Origin of the sequence: Pantoea sp. UYEF8 (assembly GCF_040546285.1) — a bacterium.
Lineage (GTDB): Bacteria > Pseudomonadota > Gammaproteobacteria > Enterobacterales > Enterobacteriaceae > Pantoea > Pantoea brenneri.
Window position 1 is genome coordinate 372,539 of record NZ_JBEPNM010000002.1, and the last position, 14,767, is coordinate 387,305.

Genomic DNA, 14,767 nt, shown 5'->3' on the forward strand with positions numbered 1-14,767 from the left:
GATGGCGGCAGTGTAGCACTTGTGCGTTATAGCGCATCATGCGACCATGTGCGTTATAACGCACAATTGTGGATAATCAGATGTCTAAAGTCGCCGTACAACCCCGGTTTACCCTGCCGATGCTGGTGTCGGGCTTTGTCGCCGTGCTGGTGGGATACAGCAGCACCGGTGCAATTGTTTACCAGGCTTTTCAGGCAGCTGGCGCGTCGCCCGGTCAAATTGGCGGCTGGCTGGCGGTACTGGGAATTGCGCTGGGCATTGCCTCGCTGGGGCTGTCGCTGCGCTATCGCATGCCGGTGCTGGCCGCATGGTCAACGCCGGGCGCGGCGCTGCTGGCGACCAGCTTTCATGGCATCTCCATCAATGAAGCGGTCGGGGTGTTCGTTTTCGCTAACCTGCTGATTGTGCTCTCTGGCGTGACCGGCCTGTTTGCCCGCCTGATGAATTACATTCCCTCCTCGCTGGCAGCGGCAATGCTGGCCGGTATTTTGCTGCGCTTTGGCCTGCAGACCTTTGCCGATTTACAGACCAACTTTGTTCTGTGCGGCAGCATGTGTCTGACCTGGCTGCTGGCCCGTCGCTGGCTGGCGCGTTACGCCATCCTGCTGACCCTGCTGATCGGCGTGGCGGTGGCGCTGGCACAGCGGGCGATCCACTTTCCGCCGCAGCCGATTATGCTGGTGCTGCCGCAGCCGGTGATGCCGCACTTTAGCCTGACCACGCTGATCGGCATCGGGCTGCCCTATTTTCTGGTCACCATGGCGTCGCAGAATGCGCCCGGCATCGCCACGCTGCAGGCACACGGTTATCGTCCGCCGGTTTCAGCGCTGATTGGCTGGACCGGTTTTATCGCGCTGTTACTGGCGCCTTTTGGCGGTTTTTCGGTCTGTGTCGCCGCGATAACCGCAGCGATCTGCATGAGTGACGAGGTGGATGCCGATCCGCAGCGACGCTGGCGGGCGGCGGCGCTGGCCGGCCTGTTTTATCTGCTGGCGGGCGCGTCTGGCGCGCTGATCGCGGTGTTATTCAGTGCGCTGCCTGCGGTACTGATCCAGGCGCTGGCCGGGCTGGCGTTGCTGGCCACGCTGGGCGGCAGCCTGCAGCGTGCGCTGGAGCAGCCGGCCGAGCGCGACAGTGCGTTAATCACCTTTCTGATGACCGCCTCCGGCGTCTCGCTGCTCGGCATCGGACCGGCCTTCTGGGGACTGGTCGGCGGCGTTATCGCCCACCTGCTGCTGGTGCGTAAGCGCGCCAGTTAGCACTCAGTGCGGTTGTTTTTGCAGCAGCCGGTGAAAAAACCGCTGCATTTGCCCCCTTTTCCGCCGTTTGATTTGTCATTGTCCCGCGTAAAATCAACCCAATCGTCGATAACACGCGATTTTCTGCCTCAGACAACGACCGATAAGGGCCCAACAGGTGGCAAAAACTTTTCTGCGCAGCGGTAATTTAGATGCGGTTCTGGCGTTAGGTGAAAATGGCCAGCCGGTCTATGCCTCAGCGTTACAAATTCGCGAGACCCTGCGTCTGCGCCGTCAGGGCGCACTGGCAGATTGTCTGGCCATTCCGCAGGCCAATGACCGGGGCGATCGCCTCGACTGGTATGCGCCCTTCAGCGGCCGGATGAAATCCTGGCTGGCGGCCAGCGATCATGAACGTCGTGCCGCGCTGCAACATCTCACCGCCTGCCAGCAGGATATGCAGGCGCTCAGTACGCGCGCGCGCGCGGCAGAGAATCCAGCCATGCGCCTGTTCGGCGCGCTGCTCAGCAAAAGCCTGCAGTTTCCCGATCAGCAGTATGTTTACCTGGTCGATGGCAAACCGGTGATTACCTTCTGGGGCTTTGTCGATGCGCAGGCACGCAGCCGCGATGACGCCCTGGCCTGCCTGCGCGATACGCTGGAAGAGAGCCTGCCGCCCCTGCTGGTCGAGCCACCGCCTGCGCCGGTCGCCGAGCCGGTCAGCATCGAACCGGTGCCGGCCGAGCCGCTGCCGGTCGAGCCGGAACCGGAAGCCGAACCGGTTATCGTGCCTGCTGCACCGGCTGCCGTTACGCCCGCCGCGCCCGCTGCGGCTGGTCGTTTTCGCGTCTGGATGATTGTGCCGCCGCTGGCGATTGCCGCCGCCGTGGTAGTGGCGGTACTGCTGCACCGTCCGCAACCCGTCAGCATTCCGGCCGCGACGCTGGCTGCCGTGCCAGCCGTCAGACCGCCAGCCGTGGTCAACGCCGCTGAGAAACTGGCGGCCACACTGCCGCAAAAACCGGCCACGGTTAGCGCCGCCGCCGCTGCACCTGCCGCCGCGTCTGCTACCCTTGCCAGTGTGGTGACCCCGGCAGTGCCGGCCCGGCCAGACGATCTGATTGTTACCCCGGATGCGGTGCGCGACGGCCAGGTTGAGGTGATTGATGGCCGCTGGCGCGTCACGCTCGGTTCAATGCCGACCGCAACCGGCAAGCCGGCAGTGATGCATTTTCAGTTTAAAAATGGCAAAGGCAGCGTACAGATCGCCCAGGACCATACCCGCTGTAAGGCGGACGTCAGCGCGGCGATGACCAGCGCCGGCAATCTGGTGATCGAAAGCCGCTACACCGCTAAATGCGAGAATAAATCCCGCTATCGCATGCCGCTGCTGATTTGCCATGCCAGCATCGGTGCGGCGGTGTGCGAAGCGCAATATGCTGATGACCGGGTCTTCCCGATGACGATTAAGCGTGAGAGTAAATAAACATGCTGGCTCCCCTGATCGATGACAAACAAAAAATCTCGCTGATTGAAAACAGCGGTGTGCAATTTCTGGATTTTGGTCTGCAACTCTCTGCGACCCAGGCGCGCCGTCAGTTCGTGCGCCAGACTGCCAACGGCCCGCTGCTGCGGCTGAATGTTGATGGCAACAGCGGTAAGTTTCTGCTCTACCCGGAAGATGGTGGCGCACCGGAAGTGGTGCGTCCGGAGTCGGACATCGCGCTGGCTGATTCGCTGACCCTGCTCTCCGCCTGCTGGCTGCCGCTGCCGATGCTGCGTTGCGCCAGCGGACGGCGGTTTATTGGCGGACCGGAAAACTGGGCGCGGATGCGTCTGGTGGCGCTGGAGACGCCTGACGCGGCGGGCAATACCCATCGCGTCAGCCTGGCCTTTGATACCCGCTGCGTGGCGGAACAGGATGGCGGAGAGAAGCTGGGCCTGTCGGCAGCCGATGCGCAGAATGGCGTGACCTTTACGCTGGCCTGGCACAACTACGAGCTGGGTGAGTTTCTCGACCACACCTGGGTCGATGGCTGGCTGCGTGAAACCTTTACCGATCGGGTCTCTGACCGCCGCGAGCAGGCGATAAACCAGGCGCTGCGTGAGTTTGAATATCAGGCACACTACCTCAATCTGCTGGAGCTGCTGGGCGAACAGCTGAACCTCAGCGAGATCCACATTCAGGCCGCCACGCTGCAAACCCCCGCGGTTAACGTCGATATCATTCTGGACGTCGGCAATTCGCATACCTGCGGCATTCTGGTGGAAGATCATCCGGAAGAGAGCAACGGACTGAAGCAGACCTATGAGCTGCAGCTGCGTGATTTATCTCAGCCGCATCAGGTCTATAACGAACTGTTTGACAGCCGGCTGGAGTTTGCCGAAACCCGTTTCGGCAAAGAGAACTTCTCGCTGGAAAGCGGCCGCGAACAGGCCTTTATGTGGCCGTCGCTGACCCGCGTTGGTCGCGAAGCGAGCCGTCTGGCCCTGCAGCGCGTCGGCCTGGAAGGCAGTACCGGCCTCTCCAGCCCACGCCGCTATTTATGGGACGAAGCGCGCTACCAGCCAGGCTGGCGCTTTAATAATCCTGGTGCGCAGTCTGAACCGCTGGCCTGTGCCGCGCCCTTTACCACCCTGCTGAACGATGAAGGCCAGCCGCTCTATACGCTGCCGCTGGACGATCGTCTGCCGGTGTTTTCACCGCACTACAGCCGCAGTTCACTGATGACCTTTATGCTGTGCGAGCTGCTGGCCCAGGCCCTGATGCAGATGAACAGCGCTGCCCAGCGTCAGCGGATGCCGCAAAGCCACGCGCCGCGTCAGCTGCGCCATGTGATCCTGACGCTGCCTTCAGCGATGCCAAAACCGGAACGTGAAATTTTCCGCCGCCGGATGCAGGAGGCGATTGCGCTGGTGTGGAAAGCCGAAGGCTGGCTGAGCGACGATGAAGATGTCGCCCCGGCAGGCCCGCGCCACAGCCCGAAACCGCTGCCGGATGTGCAGATGGAGTGGGATGAAGCGACCTGCGGTCAGATGGTCTGGCTGTTTAATGAAACCCAGGTGAACTTTGCCGGTCGCGCCGAAGACTTTTTCAGCAGCATGGCCCGACCGGATCGCCCGCGTGAAGTGGATGAGCTGCCGGGTAAAAGTCTGCGTATCGCCTCAATTGATATCGGTGGCGGCACCACCGATCTGGCTATCACCCAGTACCGGCTGGATGATGGGCTCGGCAATAACGTGAAAATCACCCCGCGTCTGCTGTTCCGTGAAGGCTTCAAAGTGGCCGGTGACGATATCCTGCTGGATGTGATCCAGCTGTGGATCCTGCCGGCGCTGCAACAGCATCTGCATAAAGCCGGACTAACGCTGGCTGAGCCGCTGATGAACAAGCTGTTCGGTCACGACAGCCGGATGGACGGTCAGGCCACCTTACGCCAGCAGGTTACGCTGCAGCTGTTTATTCCCCTGGCGCAGGCGGTGCTGGAGCGCTACGAAAACTGGGATCCGCTGGAGAGTCACGCCGAGATCAACGCGCTGTTTGGCGAACTGGTAGAGCAGTCCCCTGGCGAGGCGGTGCTGGCGTTCGTTAACGGTGAAATTCAGCGTGAACTGGGCGTCAACAGCCGCTTCGACCTGTTGCAGGTGCCGCTGGTGGTCAGCCTGACGCAGCTGCACGGCGAGTTCATGCAGCACCGGATGGCGATTATTCCGGCGCTGCGCTCAATGTGCGAAGTGGTGTCGCTCTATCAGTGCGATGTGCTGCTGCTGACCGGCCGGCCGTCGCGCTTCCCCGGCATTCAGGCGCTGGTCCGCCATCTGCAACCGCTGCCGGGCAGCCGTATTCTGTCGCTGGAAGGCTATCACACCAGCGACTGGTATCCGTTTAACAAGCATGGCCGCATTGATAACCCGAAATCGACCGCCGCCGTCGGCGCGATGCTCTGCCTGCTGGCACTGGACCTGCGCCTCAGCAGTTTCTGGTTCCGCGCCGGTGATTTTGAACCCTATTCCACCATCCGTTACCTCGGTATGCTGGATGAAAACCAGGCCCTGACCGACGAAAACCTCTGCTACAGCGAGATCGACCTCGACGACGCCGGCTTTGCGCTGGATAAAAAAAGCAGCTTCCGCATTCGCGGCAACGTCTGTCTCGGCTTCCGCCAGCTGGATAACGATCGCTGGCCTGCCTCACCGCTCTACAGCCTGACGCTGAACGATGCGACTTTAGCGCGTAAAGTGGCCGGTGAAAGCGTGTTGCGCATCAAGCTGGCGGTGAAAGATGGCCCGGATGCGCCCGGTCCGGAAACGCTGGTGCTGAGCGATGCGCGGCTGGATGATGGCACCCGCGTGCCGCTGGAGCAGCTGAGTCTGAAACTGAATACCCTGTCAGCCACCGGCAACGCTAATGCGCAGTACTGGATTGACAGCGGGAGCGTATGTAAACGATGAAAGTCCTGAAACCCCGCCAGCCGCAGACGCTGGCTAAACGCCTTAACCTGCTGCAGGACGCGCTGAGCAACAGTCTGGCCTGGATTGAAACCACCCGCGAACAGTCGCCACGACTGGCGCTGGAAGCGGAAACCCTGTCCCTGCAACTGCGTCAGGCGCGGGTGCAGACCCAGGCGCTGGCACAGCAGGTGGTGCGGCCGGTGACGCTGGCGCTGTTTGGTCAGTCGCAGGCCGGTAAAGCCTGGCTGCTGAACGAGATGGTGGCCGATGCGCAGGGCCAGCTGGTAACCCGGCTGGGCGACAAATCGCTCAACTATTTTCAGCACATTAACCCCGGCAACCTCGATTTTGCGACCGCGACCCGCTTCTGTCATCAGCGTGAGCCGCTGTCGGGCGAATGGCCGGTCGAACTGACGCTGCTGACGGAAGCGGAAATCATCCGGCTGGTGATCGCCAGCGCACCCGATAGCGTGCCGCCGGATGTGGCGCTGATAGACAGTGGCTTACAGCGTTTGCAACGTCACTGCCTGACCAGCCCGCTGCCCGGTCTGGAGAGCGATGCGCTGGTGACGCTGTGGTCATGGTGCCGCCGCCGTCAGCACTATGACGCGCGCCTCGATCGTCACTTCTGGCCGCAGGCGGTTGAACTGGCACCGTGGCTGAGCGTCGACGATCGGGTACAGCTGTTTTCGCTGCTGTGGCCGAATCAACCGGCGCTCAACGATACCCTGCGCAGCCTGCTGCATTTACGCCACCAGCTGCGCAACAGCAGCCGGGTGCTGGCTCCGCTCAGCCTGCTGACTGACGCCGCTCTGCTGCCGGCCGAGCAGCTGATTGTGCCAGCCAGCGAGCAGGATCTGCAGCAGCCAATCGACGTCTGCCCGACCAACGGCAACCGCATCGGCAAGCCGCAAAGCGTGGCGCTGGGGTTACTGGCGTTGCTGACGCTGGAGGTGGTGATCCCGCTGAGTTCGACGCCGCGCACCGCGCTGTATGATGAGGCCGATATGCTGGAGCTGCCCGCACCGGGCCAGCCGAATGATGAGGCCACTGCGGAAGATCGCCTGCGCCTGCAACAGCGCGATCCGCTGCGCGCAGCGCTGCTGGAACAGAAACGCGCCCTGCTGCCCGGCCTGTATGCCGCGCGTCAGGCCATCGACTTGCTGCTGGTCTGTACCGCCGCCAGCCAGCGTCAGGATGCCGATCGCGTCAGCCAGTCGCTGCGTGAATGGCAGCGTCTGCAACCGACGCTGGAAGCGGTGGAAAAACCCCGGCTGATCTGGGCTATCACGCCGCATGACGCCCGTCATCAGCAGATTAACGTCGATGAAGCGGTGCAACGTCAGATGGGACAACCGGGACGACACTGGGGATCGATGCTGGCGCTGGATCGGGCGGGCGTCGATCGCATGGCGAGCTGGTTACAGGATGAGATGCAGCCGGAAGCCCGTCGCGATCTGCTGCTGAGCCAGCTGGTACAGATTCAGCACACCGTGGTTGAGCGGCGTTTACTGCCGTGGACCGAGGCGGGTGCCAGCCCGGAGCAGGCAGCGCGCAAACAGAATATCGCCGATATCCTGCTGAAATGTTTACAGCACCGTACCGGCCTGCATGGCGAACTGCTGGAACGTCTGCAGCCGCCGCGTGAAGCGCTGCGCCAGCTGTGGCTCAATCAGTCGAGCCTGAGCAGCAGCACGCCGCATCCGCAGGCACCGGAAAATCAGTTCGGCATTGGTTTTGAATTTGATCTGTTCAGCCAGTCAGAGCCGGAGGTGCCGGTTCAGCCGCGTCAGAGCGGGCACGGCGCACAACATTTTCCGCGCCAGGTGCTGCTGTTGTGGCTCGACCACCTGCGTCAGCTGCCGGAAAATCGCAGCCTGCTGGCGTTGCTGAATATTGATAAGGCGACCATGGAGTGGCTGGTGGAAGAGCTGATTACCGCCAGTTTCCGCATCGACATGACGCAAAAACTGCAGCAGGCGCTGCATGAGCCTGACAGCCACAGCATCACACATGAGTCGCGTGCCGATCGTCAGGTAACCCGGGCCATGACGGTGCTGGGTGACTTTGTTGCCTGGCTCGGGTTTTTGCAGCGTCCGGAGGCGGAGCGTCCGGCCAGCCGCGTTAATCGCGGTCAGGCGATCTTTACCCGTCCGCCGGCCCCGAGCGTCAACTTCAGCGCCGGTCAGCGGCTGACTAAACTGTCAGCAGCCCCGGCCAACCACACCGCCTATTACATCTACGACTGGCTGGTGGGCCTGAATCAGGTGATTATCGAAAACAACGGCTATACCGGCGGCGGCGATTTACCGCTGGCGGCGCGCGAGGCGCTGATCGCCCTGCTTAAACCGCTGCGCGTTTAATCCTTCACCAGGCGCAGTTCGCCGTTCAGCGACTGCGCCGCCTCTTCCAGTAACGCCAGCACCGGAGCCAGATCGGCATGATGTTCGGCGTAATGCTGCAGCCGCACTTCCGCCGGCAAGGCAATACCGCCGGTCAGCCAGTCCCACAGCGCATCCAGGTTGTTGCCAAAATAAGCAGGCGTACCGCCGCTCTGTGCGGCAAACTGCTGGTAGAATGCCGCGCGGCTGGTCAGCTGGCGCAGATCAAATTGCAGGATCAGCATTATCAGGGTACCTGTCGGAAGCTGCGATAGTGATCGGTGGAGAGCAGCACCAGCCCGTCGGAAGAGTAAACCAGCCGGTCGGCGTCGCGGCGTCCGCAGCGATAGTTGACGTCCGCTTCATACCACTGGCGGCCCGCCCGTTGCGGCAGGCGTTTCTCACGGTTGGCGAAGCGATCGCCGCCGATGGCTTTGCCGGGCAGCACCTCGCACAGATTGCCTTTGGCCGGATTCCAGCCGCGCTTGCGGGCTTCGCTTTTGGTCAGGTAGTAGTCCGGCAGCTGCTGATGTTGCAGCACCCAGCGCGCCACCGTATGGGCGTCGGTCAGCGTGGCGATGTCTGCCTGAGCAGGTGCCACAGAGGAGTTCAGATAAGGTTTAAGGCCGTAGAAAGCGGCCGCGAGGACCAGGAAAAGTCCAATCCAGAGTTTTTTTGACATGATGGCATCCGTGACGACAGGATGCAGATGATACCAGTTTTGCGCGCCGAAAAAAGCGCGGGCCAGACAGGCTGGCCCTGGCGAGGTTATGCAGCGTGCGAGTCACCGCTGTGTCGACGCCATGCACCCGGTGCGACACCGTACTGACGTTTGAAGCTGCGATTAAACGACTGCTGCGAATCGAAACCTAATGAAATCGCCACGTTAAGGATCGGTTCATCGGTACTGGTCAGGCGATCGGCTGATTTTTTCAGCTTCTTCACCCGGATATATTCACCCAATGGATAACCGGTGTGCTCTTTGAACATCCGTTGCAGGTGCCATTTAGAATAGCCCGCGCGCTCTGAGACGGTGTCCAGATCCAGCCGTGCTTCGATGTTGTTATCAATCCAGTCGATTAAATCGTGAATAAAGGCGTCACTCATCATTCCAGTCTCTCCCGTCGCCGTGGCGAACAGTATCAGTATCAGTTGCAGTTACACTTAAAGGGTGACTGACTATGTCATTTAATGCAAGTTTTATTAGTACATTAAATGCCGCACATTTCTTAGGGTCTTTTGCCAGCCGCTTAGCTTTTAACCTGGCGACAACAAACCGCACATAAAGTGTATCTGTTATTCTTGCAGTTGCCAGCGACGCAAGCCTACACTCCTCGCGATTAATTGCAATCTTAAAAGTTGCAAATATTGGCCTGCGGGTCGTTTTCACTTATCGCGGAATAACAACAATGATTACCAACTGGGTTCGTCAGGGTTTTACCCTTTTAGGGATGGTACTGCTCATCAGCCAGCTAAGCGGTTGCGATGACGGTGTGGCACAAAACGCCCCGCCGCCGCCGCCCGAGGTCAGTGCCGCACCGGTGCTGATCAAGCCGGTCAGCCAGTGGGACAGTTTCAATGGCCGGGTTGAGGCGGTGCAGAGCGTGCAACTGCGTCCGCGCGTCTCAGGCTACATTGAGTCGGTTAATTATCGCGAAGGCGATGAGGTGAAGAAAGGTCAGGTGCTGTTTACCATCGACGACCGCAGCTATCGCGCGGCGCTGGAGCAGGCCAAAGCGGAATTAGCCCGCGCCCGCAGCCAGGCAAGCCTGGCCCGCAGCGAGTCGGGACGCAGCGAAAAGCTGATTGGCAGCCAGGCGATTTCGCGTGAAGCGTGGGAGCAGCGCCGTTCGGCCGCCAGCCAGGCGCAGGCGGATGTACTGGCCGCTGAAGCCGCCGTCGATATGGCGCAGCTGAATCTCGATTTTACCCGCGTTACCGCGCCGATTGATGGCCGCGCCAGCCGGGCGATGATCACCGCCGGCAATCTGGTGACCGCCGGCGATAGCGCCAGCGTACTGACCACGCTGGTCTCGCAGCAGAGCATGTATGTCTATTTCGACGTCGATGAAAACACCTTCCTGCACTATCAGGCGATGGCGCGTCAGGGCCAGCAGCGCCATGCGTTGCCGGTTGAAATCGCGCTGGTCGGCGAACAGGGCTATCCGCATCAGGGCAAAGTGGACTTCCTGGATAACCAGCTGACCGCCAGCACCGGCACCATTCGTATGCGCGCCCTGCTCGACAATCAGCAGCGTCAGTTTACGCCTGGCCTGTTTGCCCGGGTCCGTCTGCCCGGCAGCGCGCAGTTTGAGGCGGTGCTGATTGATGACAAAGCGGTGTTAACCGACCAGGACCGTAAGTATGTCTACGTGGTAGACAGCGCAGGCAAAGCTCAGCGCCGTGATATCGATCCTGGCGCGATGGTGGACGGTCTGCGCATCGTCAAGTCGGGCCTGAAATCGGGCGATCGGGTGATCATCGCCGGTCTGCAAAAAGTGTTTATGCCCGGCATGCCGGTCACTGCTCAGCAGGTCGCCATGCGTGCGGCAACCGCTCAATAATCTGAGGCCGTTATGGACTTTTCCCGCTTTTTTATCGACCGGCCGATCTTTGCGGCGGTGTTATCGATTCTGATCTTTGTCACCGGGCTAATCTCTATTCCGCTGCTGCCGATCAGTGAATATCCCGATGTGGTGCCGCCCAGCGTGCAGGTGCGTGCCGAATATCCGGGCGCGAACCCGAAAGTGATTGCTGATTCGGTGGCGACGCCACTGGAAGAGGCGATCAACGGGGTCGAAAACATGATGTACATGAAATCGGTGGCCGGTTCTGACGGCGTGCTGGTGACCACCGTCACCTTCCGTCCTGGCACCGATCCCGACCAGGCTCAGGTTCAGGTGCAGAACCGCGTGGCGCAGGCGGAAGCGCGGCTGCCGGAAGATGTGCGTCGGCTGGGTATCACTACCCAGAAGATGTCACCGACCCTGACGCTGGTGGTGCACATGTTCTCGCCCAACAACACTTACGATTCGCTCTATCTGCGTAACTACGCCACGTTGAAGGTGAAAGATGAGCTGGCGCGTCTGCCGGGTGTCGGCCAGATTCAGATTTTCGGTGCCGGTGAGTATGCGATGCGCGTCTGGCTCGATCCGAATAAAGTGGCGGCGCGTGGCCTGACCGCCTCTGATGTCGTCACCGCGATGCAGGAGCAGAACGTGCAGGTTTCTGCCGGTCAGCTGGGTGCCGAGCCGCTGAAAAAGCAGAGCGATTTTCTGCTGTCGATCAATACGCAGGGGCGGCTGGAGAGCGAACAGCAGTTTGGCGACATCATCTTAAAGACTTCTGAAGATGGTTCACTGGTGCGGCTGCGCGACGTGGCACGTATCGAAATGGGCTCCGGCAGCTATGCCCTGCGCTCGCAGCTGAATAACAAAGATGCGGTCGGTATCGGCATCTTCCAGGCACCCGGCGCTAACGCCATTGACCTCTCCAATGCGGTGCGCGCCAAAATGGATGAGCTGGCGACCCGCTTCCCCAATGACGTGAAATGGGCCGCACCTTACGATCCGACCGTCTTCGTGCGTGATTCGATTAAAGCGGTGGTGCAGACCCTGCTGGAAGCGGTGGTGCTGGTCGTACTGGTGGTGATCCTGTTCCTGCAAACCTGGCGCGCCTCGATTATCCCATTGCTGGCAGTGCCGGTTTCGGTGGTTGGTACCTTTAGCGTGCTCTATCTGCTCGGCTTCTCGCTGAATACCCTGAGCCTGTTTGGCCTGGTGCTGGCCATCGGGATTGTGGTGGATGACGCCATCGTGGTGGTGGAAAACGTCGAGCGTAACATTGAGATGGGGCTGACGCCGCGGGCGGCGGCGCATCAGGCGATGCGAGAGGTCTCCGGACCGATCATTGCCATCGCACTGGTGCTGTGTGCGGTGTTTGTGCCGATGGCGTTTTTGTCAGGCGTGACCGGTCAGTTCTACAAGCAGTTCGCCACGACCATCGCCATTTCAACCGTGATCTCAGCGATTAACTCGCTGACGCTCTCTCCGGCGCTGGCGGCGATGCTGCTGAAAGATCATCATGCGGCCAAAGATATGCCGACCCGGATTATCGACCGGCTGTTTGGCTGGCTGTTCCGGCCGTTTAACCGCTTCTTCCAGCGCAGCGCCCACGGCTATGAAACCATGGTTGGTAAAACTCTGCGTCGGCGTGGTGCGGTATTTGGCGTCTATGTGCTGCTGCTGGCGGGTGCCGGTTTCATGTTCCACAGCGTGCCGGGCGGCTTTATTCCGACCCAGGATAAGCTCTACCTGATCGGCGGCGTTAAGATGCCGGAAGGCTCGTCACTGGCGCGCACCGATGAAGTGATTCGTAAGATGAGCGAAATCGGCATGCAGACCGAAGGCGTGGCGTATGCGGTGGCGTTTCCTGGCCTGAATGCGTTGCAGTTTACCAATACCCCGAATAGCGGCACGGTGTTCTTCGGCCTGAAACCGTTCAATCAACGCACCCACACCGCGGCGGAGATCAACGCCGAGATTAACGCCAAAATCGCCCGGATTCAGCAGGGCTTCGGCTTCTCGATTATGCCGCCGCCGATTCTGGGGCTGGGCCAGGGTTCGGGCTATTCGCTCTATGTGCAGGACCGCGCGGGTCTGGGTTATGGTGCGCTGCAGACCGCCATCAACACCATGTCGGGTGCCATTATGCAGACGCCGGGTATGCACTTCCCTATCTCCTCGTATCAGGCGAACGTTCCGCAGCTGGATGTGCAGGTTGACCGGGATAAAGCCAAAGCCCAGGGCGTGTCGCTGACCGATCTGTTCAGCACTTTGCAGACCTATCTCGGTTCGTCTTACGTCAATGACTTCAACCGTTTTGGCCGCACCTGGCGCGTGATGGCCCAGGCTGACGGTGATTTCCGCGACAGCGTGGAAGATATCGCCAACCTGCGGACCCGTAACGATCGCGGCGAGATGGTGCCGATTGGCAGCATGGTGACCATTTCGACCACCTACGGTCCCGACCCGGTGATTCGCTACAATGGCTATCCGGCCGCCGACCTGATTGGCGATGCCGATCCCCGGGTGCTCTCATCAGCCCAGGCGATGGCTCAGCTGGAAACGATGTCCGGTCAGCTGTTACCCAACGGCATGAACATCGAATGGACCGATCTGAGTTATCAGCAATCGACCCAGGGCAATACGGCGCTGATTGTATTCCCGATGGCGGTGTTGCTGGCTTTCCTGGTGCTGGCCGCGCTGTATGAGAGCTGGACCCTGCCGCTGGCGGTGATCCTGATTGTGCCAATGACCATGCTCTCTGCGCTGGTAGGCGTCTGGCTGACCGGCGGCGATAACAATGTGTTTGTGCAGGTCGGACTGGTGGTGCTGATGGGGCTGGCCTGTAAGAACGCGATTCTGATCGTTGAGTTCGCCCGCGAACTGGAAATGCAGGGCAAAGGGATTGTCGAGGCGGCGCTGGAAGCCTGTCGCCTGCGTCTGCGTCCGATCGTGATGACCTCCATTGCCTTTATCGCCGGAACAATTCCGCTGATTCTTGGCGAAGGTGCAGGTGCGGAAGTCCGCGGCGTGACCGGTATTACGGTGTTCTCCGGCATGCTCGGCGTTACGCTGTTCGGGCTGTTCCTGACGCCGGTGTTCTACGTCACCTTACGTAAGCTGGTGACGCGGAAAGCGAGCAAAACCGCGTTACAGACGGTATAAACTGCAAAAGGGCGACCGCAGGGTCGCCCTTTTTTTGGCTGTCGTTGCGAGCCACTGAATCTGCTCTCGCGGCTGCTGAAGATGGCAGGCAAGATAATTCGCCGTTATTCATCGCCGTGTTGAGCCGGAGATTGACACTAAAAAGCCCGCCAGGGCGGGCTTCAGACACCGGTTCACTGCCATGCGCTTTGCGGGCAACAACGGCGTTAAGTATGGATTTCGATTTGCGCTTTGCGTCCCAGTTGGGCCAGCGCCAGTTCCACTTTTTCGACTTTTGACGAGTGTTCAACATCCAGCAGGCGATCAACCTGAGGGCCATTCACGCCCAGTCGACGTGCCAGATCGGCTTTTCGGGTTCCTGTTTCGATCATGGCGTTATATAAGGCGGCTTTCATCGCCACCAACACCGGCAGATAAACCACATATTCGCCCGGCCGCGGTTCGCTGGCTGACGGGATGGGACGGCGCATATCCATTTCAAGCGAGATTGCGGTGACAATTCCATCTTCCGCTTCTAACAGCGCGCCATCAATCGTGTCGCCTACCGAATGCATTAACGGTAAATCCCGGCATGACACTTCATAACAGCCACTTTGTGCATCATGGTTTAATCTGACTGCGTAATTAAACATACCCTTACCTCATCAATCTCAGGATTACAGCCCCAGATCCTTTAAAATTTTTTGCGGGTTCCCTCGGGCATTTCCTTTGCACCGTGATCGGGAAAAACAGACTGCCTCGCGCCCAAAAACACTTTGAAATGGCTGCTTCCGCTACGGTGCTTTATTAAAATGGCGCCCTGTTGTAACAGCCAGCGCCGAAATTCACTGTATTTCATCGCGATCCCTCGCTTCAGTTCAACCGTCACTCATCATAACAACAGTGATGCCTTACACAACACTTATGTTTATTTTGTCTGTTTTTCAATCATAACTGACCGGAATAAATGATTTTGCAGGCATAAAAA

11 protein-coding genes are annotated in these 14,767 nt (G+C 59.9%); 6 read left to right on the plus strand and 5 right to left on the minus strand.

All coding sequences use genetic code 11. The annotated features are described in order from the left end of the window. Positions 1-80 precede the first annotated feature (80 nt). The 4 genes from ABIB18_RS05260 to ABIB18_RS05275 all read left to right on the plus strand — a co-directional run bounded on the left by ABIB18_RS05260 (position 81) and on the right by ABIB18_RS05275 (position 8,053). A complete protein-coding gene (locus ABIB18_RS05260; protein ID WP_354473768.1) occupies positions 81-1,259 on the plus strand; it encodes a benzoate/H(+) symporter BenE family transporter in 1,179 nt (392 codons plus the stop codon). Between the two features lie 157 nt (positions 1,260-1,416). Continuing rightward, the gene (locus ABIB18_RS05265) at positions 1,417-2,724 is read left to right on the plus strand and encodes an SrfA family protein (protein ID WP_354473770.1); all 1,308 of its coding nucleotides are present in this window, start codon (positions 1,417-1,419) and stop codon (positions 2,722-2,724) included. A 2-nt stretch (positions 2,725-2,726) separates the two neighbouring features. Next, complete coding sequence (locus ABIB18_RS05270) at positions 2,727-5,690, plus strand: virulence factor SrfB (RefSeq protein WP_089561528.1); 2,964 nt, start codon at positions 2,727-2,729, stop codon at positions 5,688-5,690. Continuing rightward, a complete protein-coding gene (locus tag ABIB18_RS05275) occupies positions 5,687-8,053 on the plus strand; it encodes a virulence factor SrfC family protein (RefSeq protein WP_354473772.1) in 2,367 nt (788 codons plus the stop codon). The genes ABIB18_RS05270 and ABIB18_RS05275 overlap by 4 nt, the downstream gene beginning before the upstream one ends. Here ABIB18_RS05275 and ABIB18_RS05280 read toward each other — a convergent pair. The 3 genes from ABIB18_RS05280 to ABIB18_RS05290 all read right to left on the minus strand — a co-directional run bounded on the left by ABIB18_RS05280 (position 8,050) and on the right by ABIB18_RS05290 (position 9,181). Further along, on the minus strand, positions 8,050-8,316 hold the full coding sequence (locus ABIB18_RS05280) for a barstar family protein (protein ID WP_031377981.1): 267 nt from the start codon (positions 8,314-8,316) through the stop codon (positions 8,050-8,052). The genes ABIB18_RS05275 and ABIB18_RS05280 overlap by 4 nt on opposite strands. Before the next feature lie 2 nt (positions 8,317-8,318). Then, complete coding sequence (locus ABIB18_RS05285) at positions 8,319-8,753, minus strand: ribonuclease domain-containing protein (protein ID WP_031377980.1); 435 nt, start codon at positions 8,751-8,753, stop codon at positions 8,319-8,321. A gap of 86 nt (positions 8,754-8,839) precedes the next feature. After that, positions 8,840-9,181, minus strand: coding sequence for a helix-turn-helix domain-containing protein (locus ABIB18_RS05290; RefSeq protein ID WP_009090299.1), 342 nt, complete (start codon positions 9,179-9,181; stop codon positions 8,840-8,842). A gap of 299 nt (positions 9,182-9,480) precedes the next feature. On the opposite strand from ABIB18_RS05290, the gene ABIB18_RS05295 reads away from it, so the two are divergent. Both ABIB18_RS05295 and oqxB read left to right on the plus strand, forming a co-directional pair. Beyond that, a complete protein-coding gene (locus ABIB18_RS05295) occupies positions 9,481-10,635 on the plus strand; it encodes an efflux RND transporter periplasmic adaptor subunit (RefSeq protein WP_069728267.1) in 1,155 nt (384 codons plus the stop codon). A 12-nt stretch (positions 10,636-10,647) separates the two neighbouring features. Continuing rightward, entirely contained in the window at positions 10,648-13,800 is a 3,153-nt protein-coding gene (gene oqxB / locus ABIB18_RS05300) for a multidrug efflux RND transporter permease subunit OqxB (RefSeq protein ID WP_031377624.1), read from the plus strand. A gap of 206 nt (positions 13,801-14,006) precedes the next feature. On the opposite strand, the gene ABIB18_RS05305 is transcribed toward oqxB, so the two are convergent. Further along, the gene (locus ABIB18_RS05305) at positions 14,007-14,432 is read right to left on the minus strand and encodes a type II toxin-antitoxin system HicB family antitoxin (protein ID WP_354473773.1); all 426 of its coding nucleotides are present in this window, start codon (positions 14,430-14,432) and stop codon (positions 14,007-14,009) included. Positions 14,433-14,473: 41 nt separating this feature from the next. Beyond that, positions 14,474-14,638, minus strand: a complete 165-nt coding sequence (locus ABIB18_RS05310) for an mRNA interferase (protein WP_089561525.1) — start codon at positions 14,636-14,638, stop codon at positions 14,474-14,476. Positions 14,639-14,767 lie beyond the last annotated feature (129 nt).

Coding starts and splice junctions, on each gene's coding strand:
- ABIB18_RS05270 (WP_089561528.1), top strand. CDS start 2,727: ATGCTGGCTCCCCTGATCGATGACAAACAAAAAATCTCGCTGATTGAA.
- ABIB18_RS05295 (WP_069728267.1), top strand. CDS start 9,481: ATGATTACCAACTGGGTTCGTCAGGGTTTTACCCTTTTAGGGATGGTA.
- oqxB (WP_031377624.1), top strand. CDS start 10,648: ATGGACTTTTCCCGCTTTTTTATCGACCGGCCGATCTTTGCGGCGGTG.
- ABIB18_RS05260 (WP_354473768.1), top strand. CDS start 81: ATGTCTAAAGTCGCCGTACAACCCCGGTTTACCCTGCCGATGCTGGTG.
- ABIB18_RS05275 (WP_354473772.1), top strand. CDS start 5,687: ATGAAAGTCCTGAAACCCCGCCAGCCGCAGACGCTGGCTAAACGCCTT.
- ABIB18_RS05310 (WP_089561525.1), bottom strand. CDS start 14,638: ATGAAATACAGTGAATTTCGGCGCTGGCTGTTACAACAGGGCGCCATT.
- ABIB18_RS05285 (WP_031377980.1), bottom strand. CDS start 8,753: ATGTCAAAAAAACTCTGGATTGGACTTTTCCTGGTCCTCGCGGCCGCT.
- ABIB18_RS05305 (WP_354473773.1), bottom strand. CDS start 14,432: ATGTTTAATTACGCAGTCAGATTAAACCATGATGCACAAAGTGGCTGT.
- ABIB18_RS05290 (WP_009090299.1), bottom strand. CDS start 9,181: ATGATGAGTGACGCCTTTATTCACGATTTAATCGACTGGATTGATAAC.
- ABIB18_RS05280 (WP_031377981.1), bottom strand. CDS start 8,316: ATGCTGATCCTGCAATTTGATCTGCGCCAGCTGACCAGCCGCGCGGCA.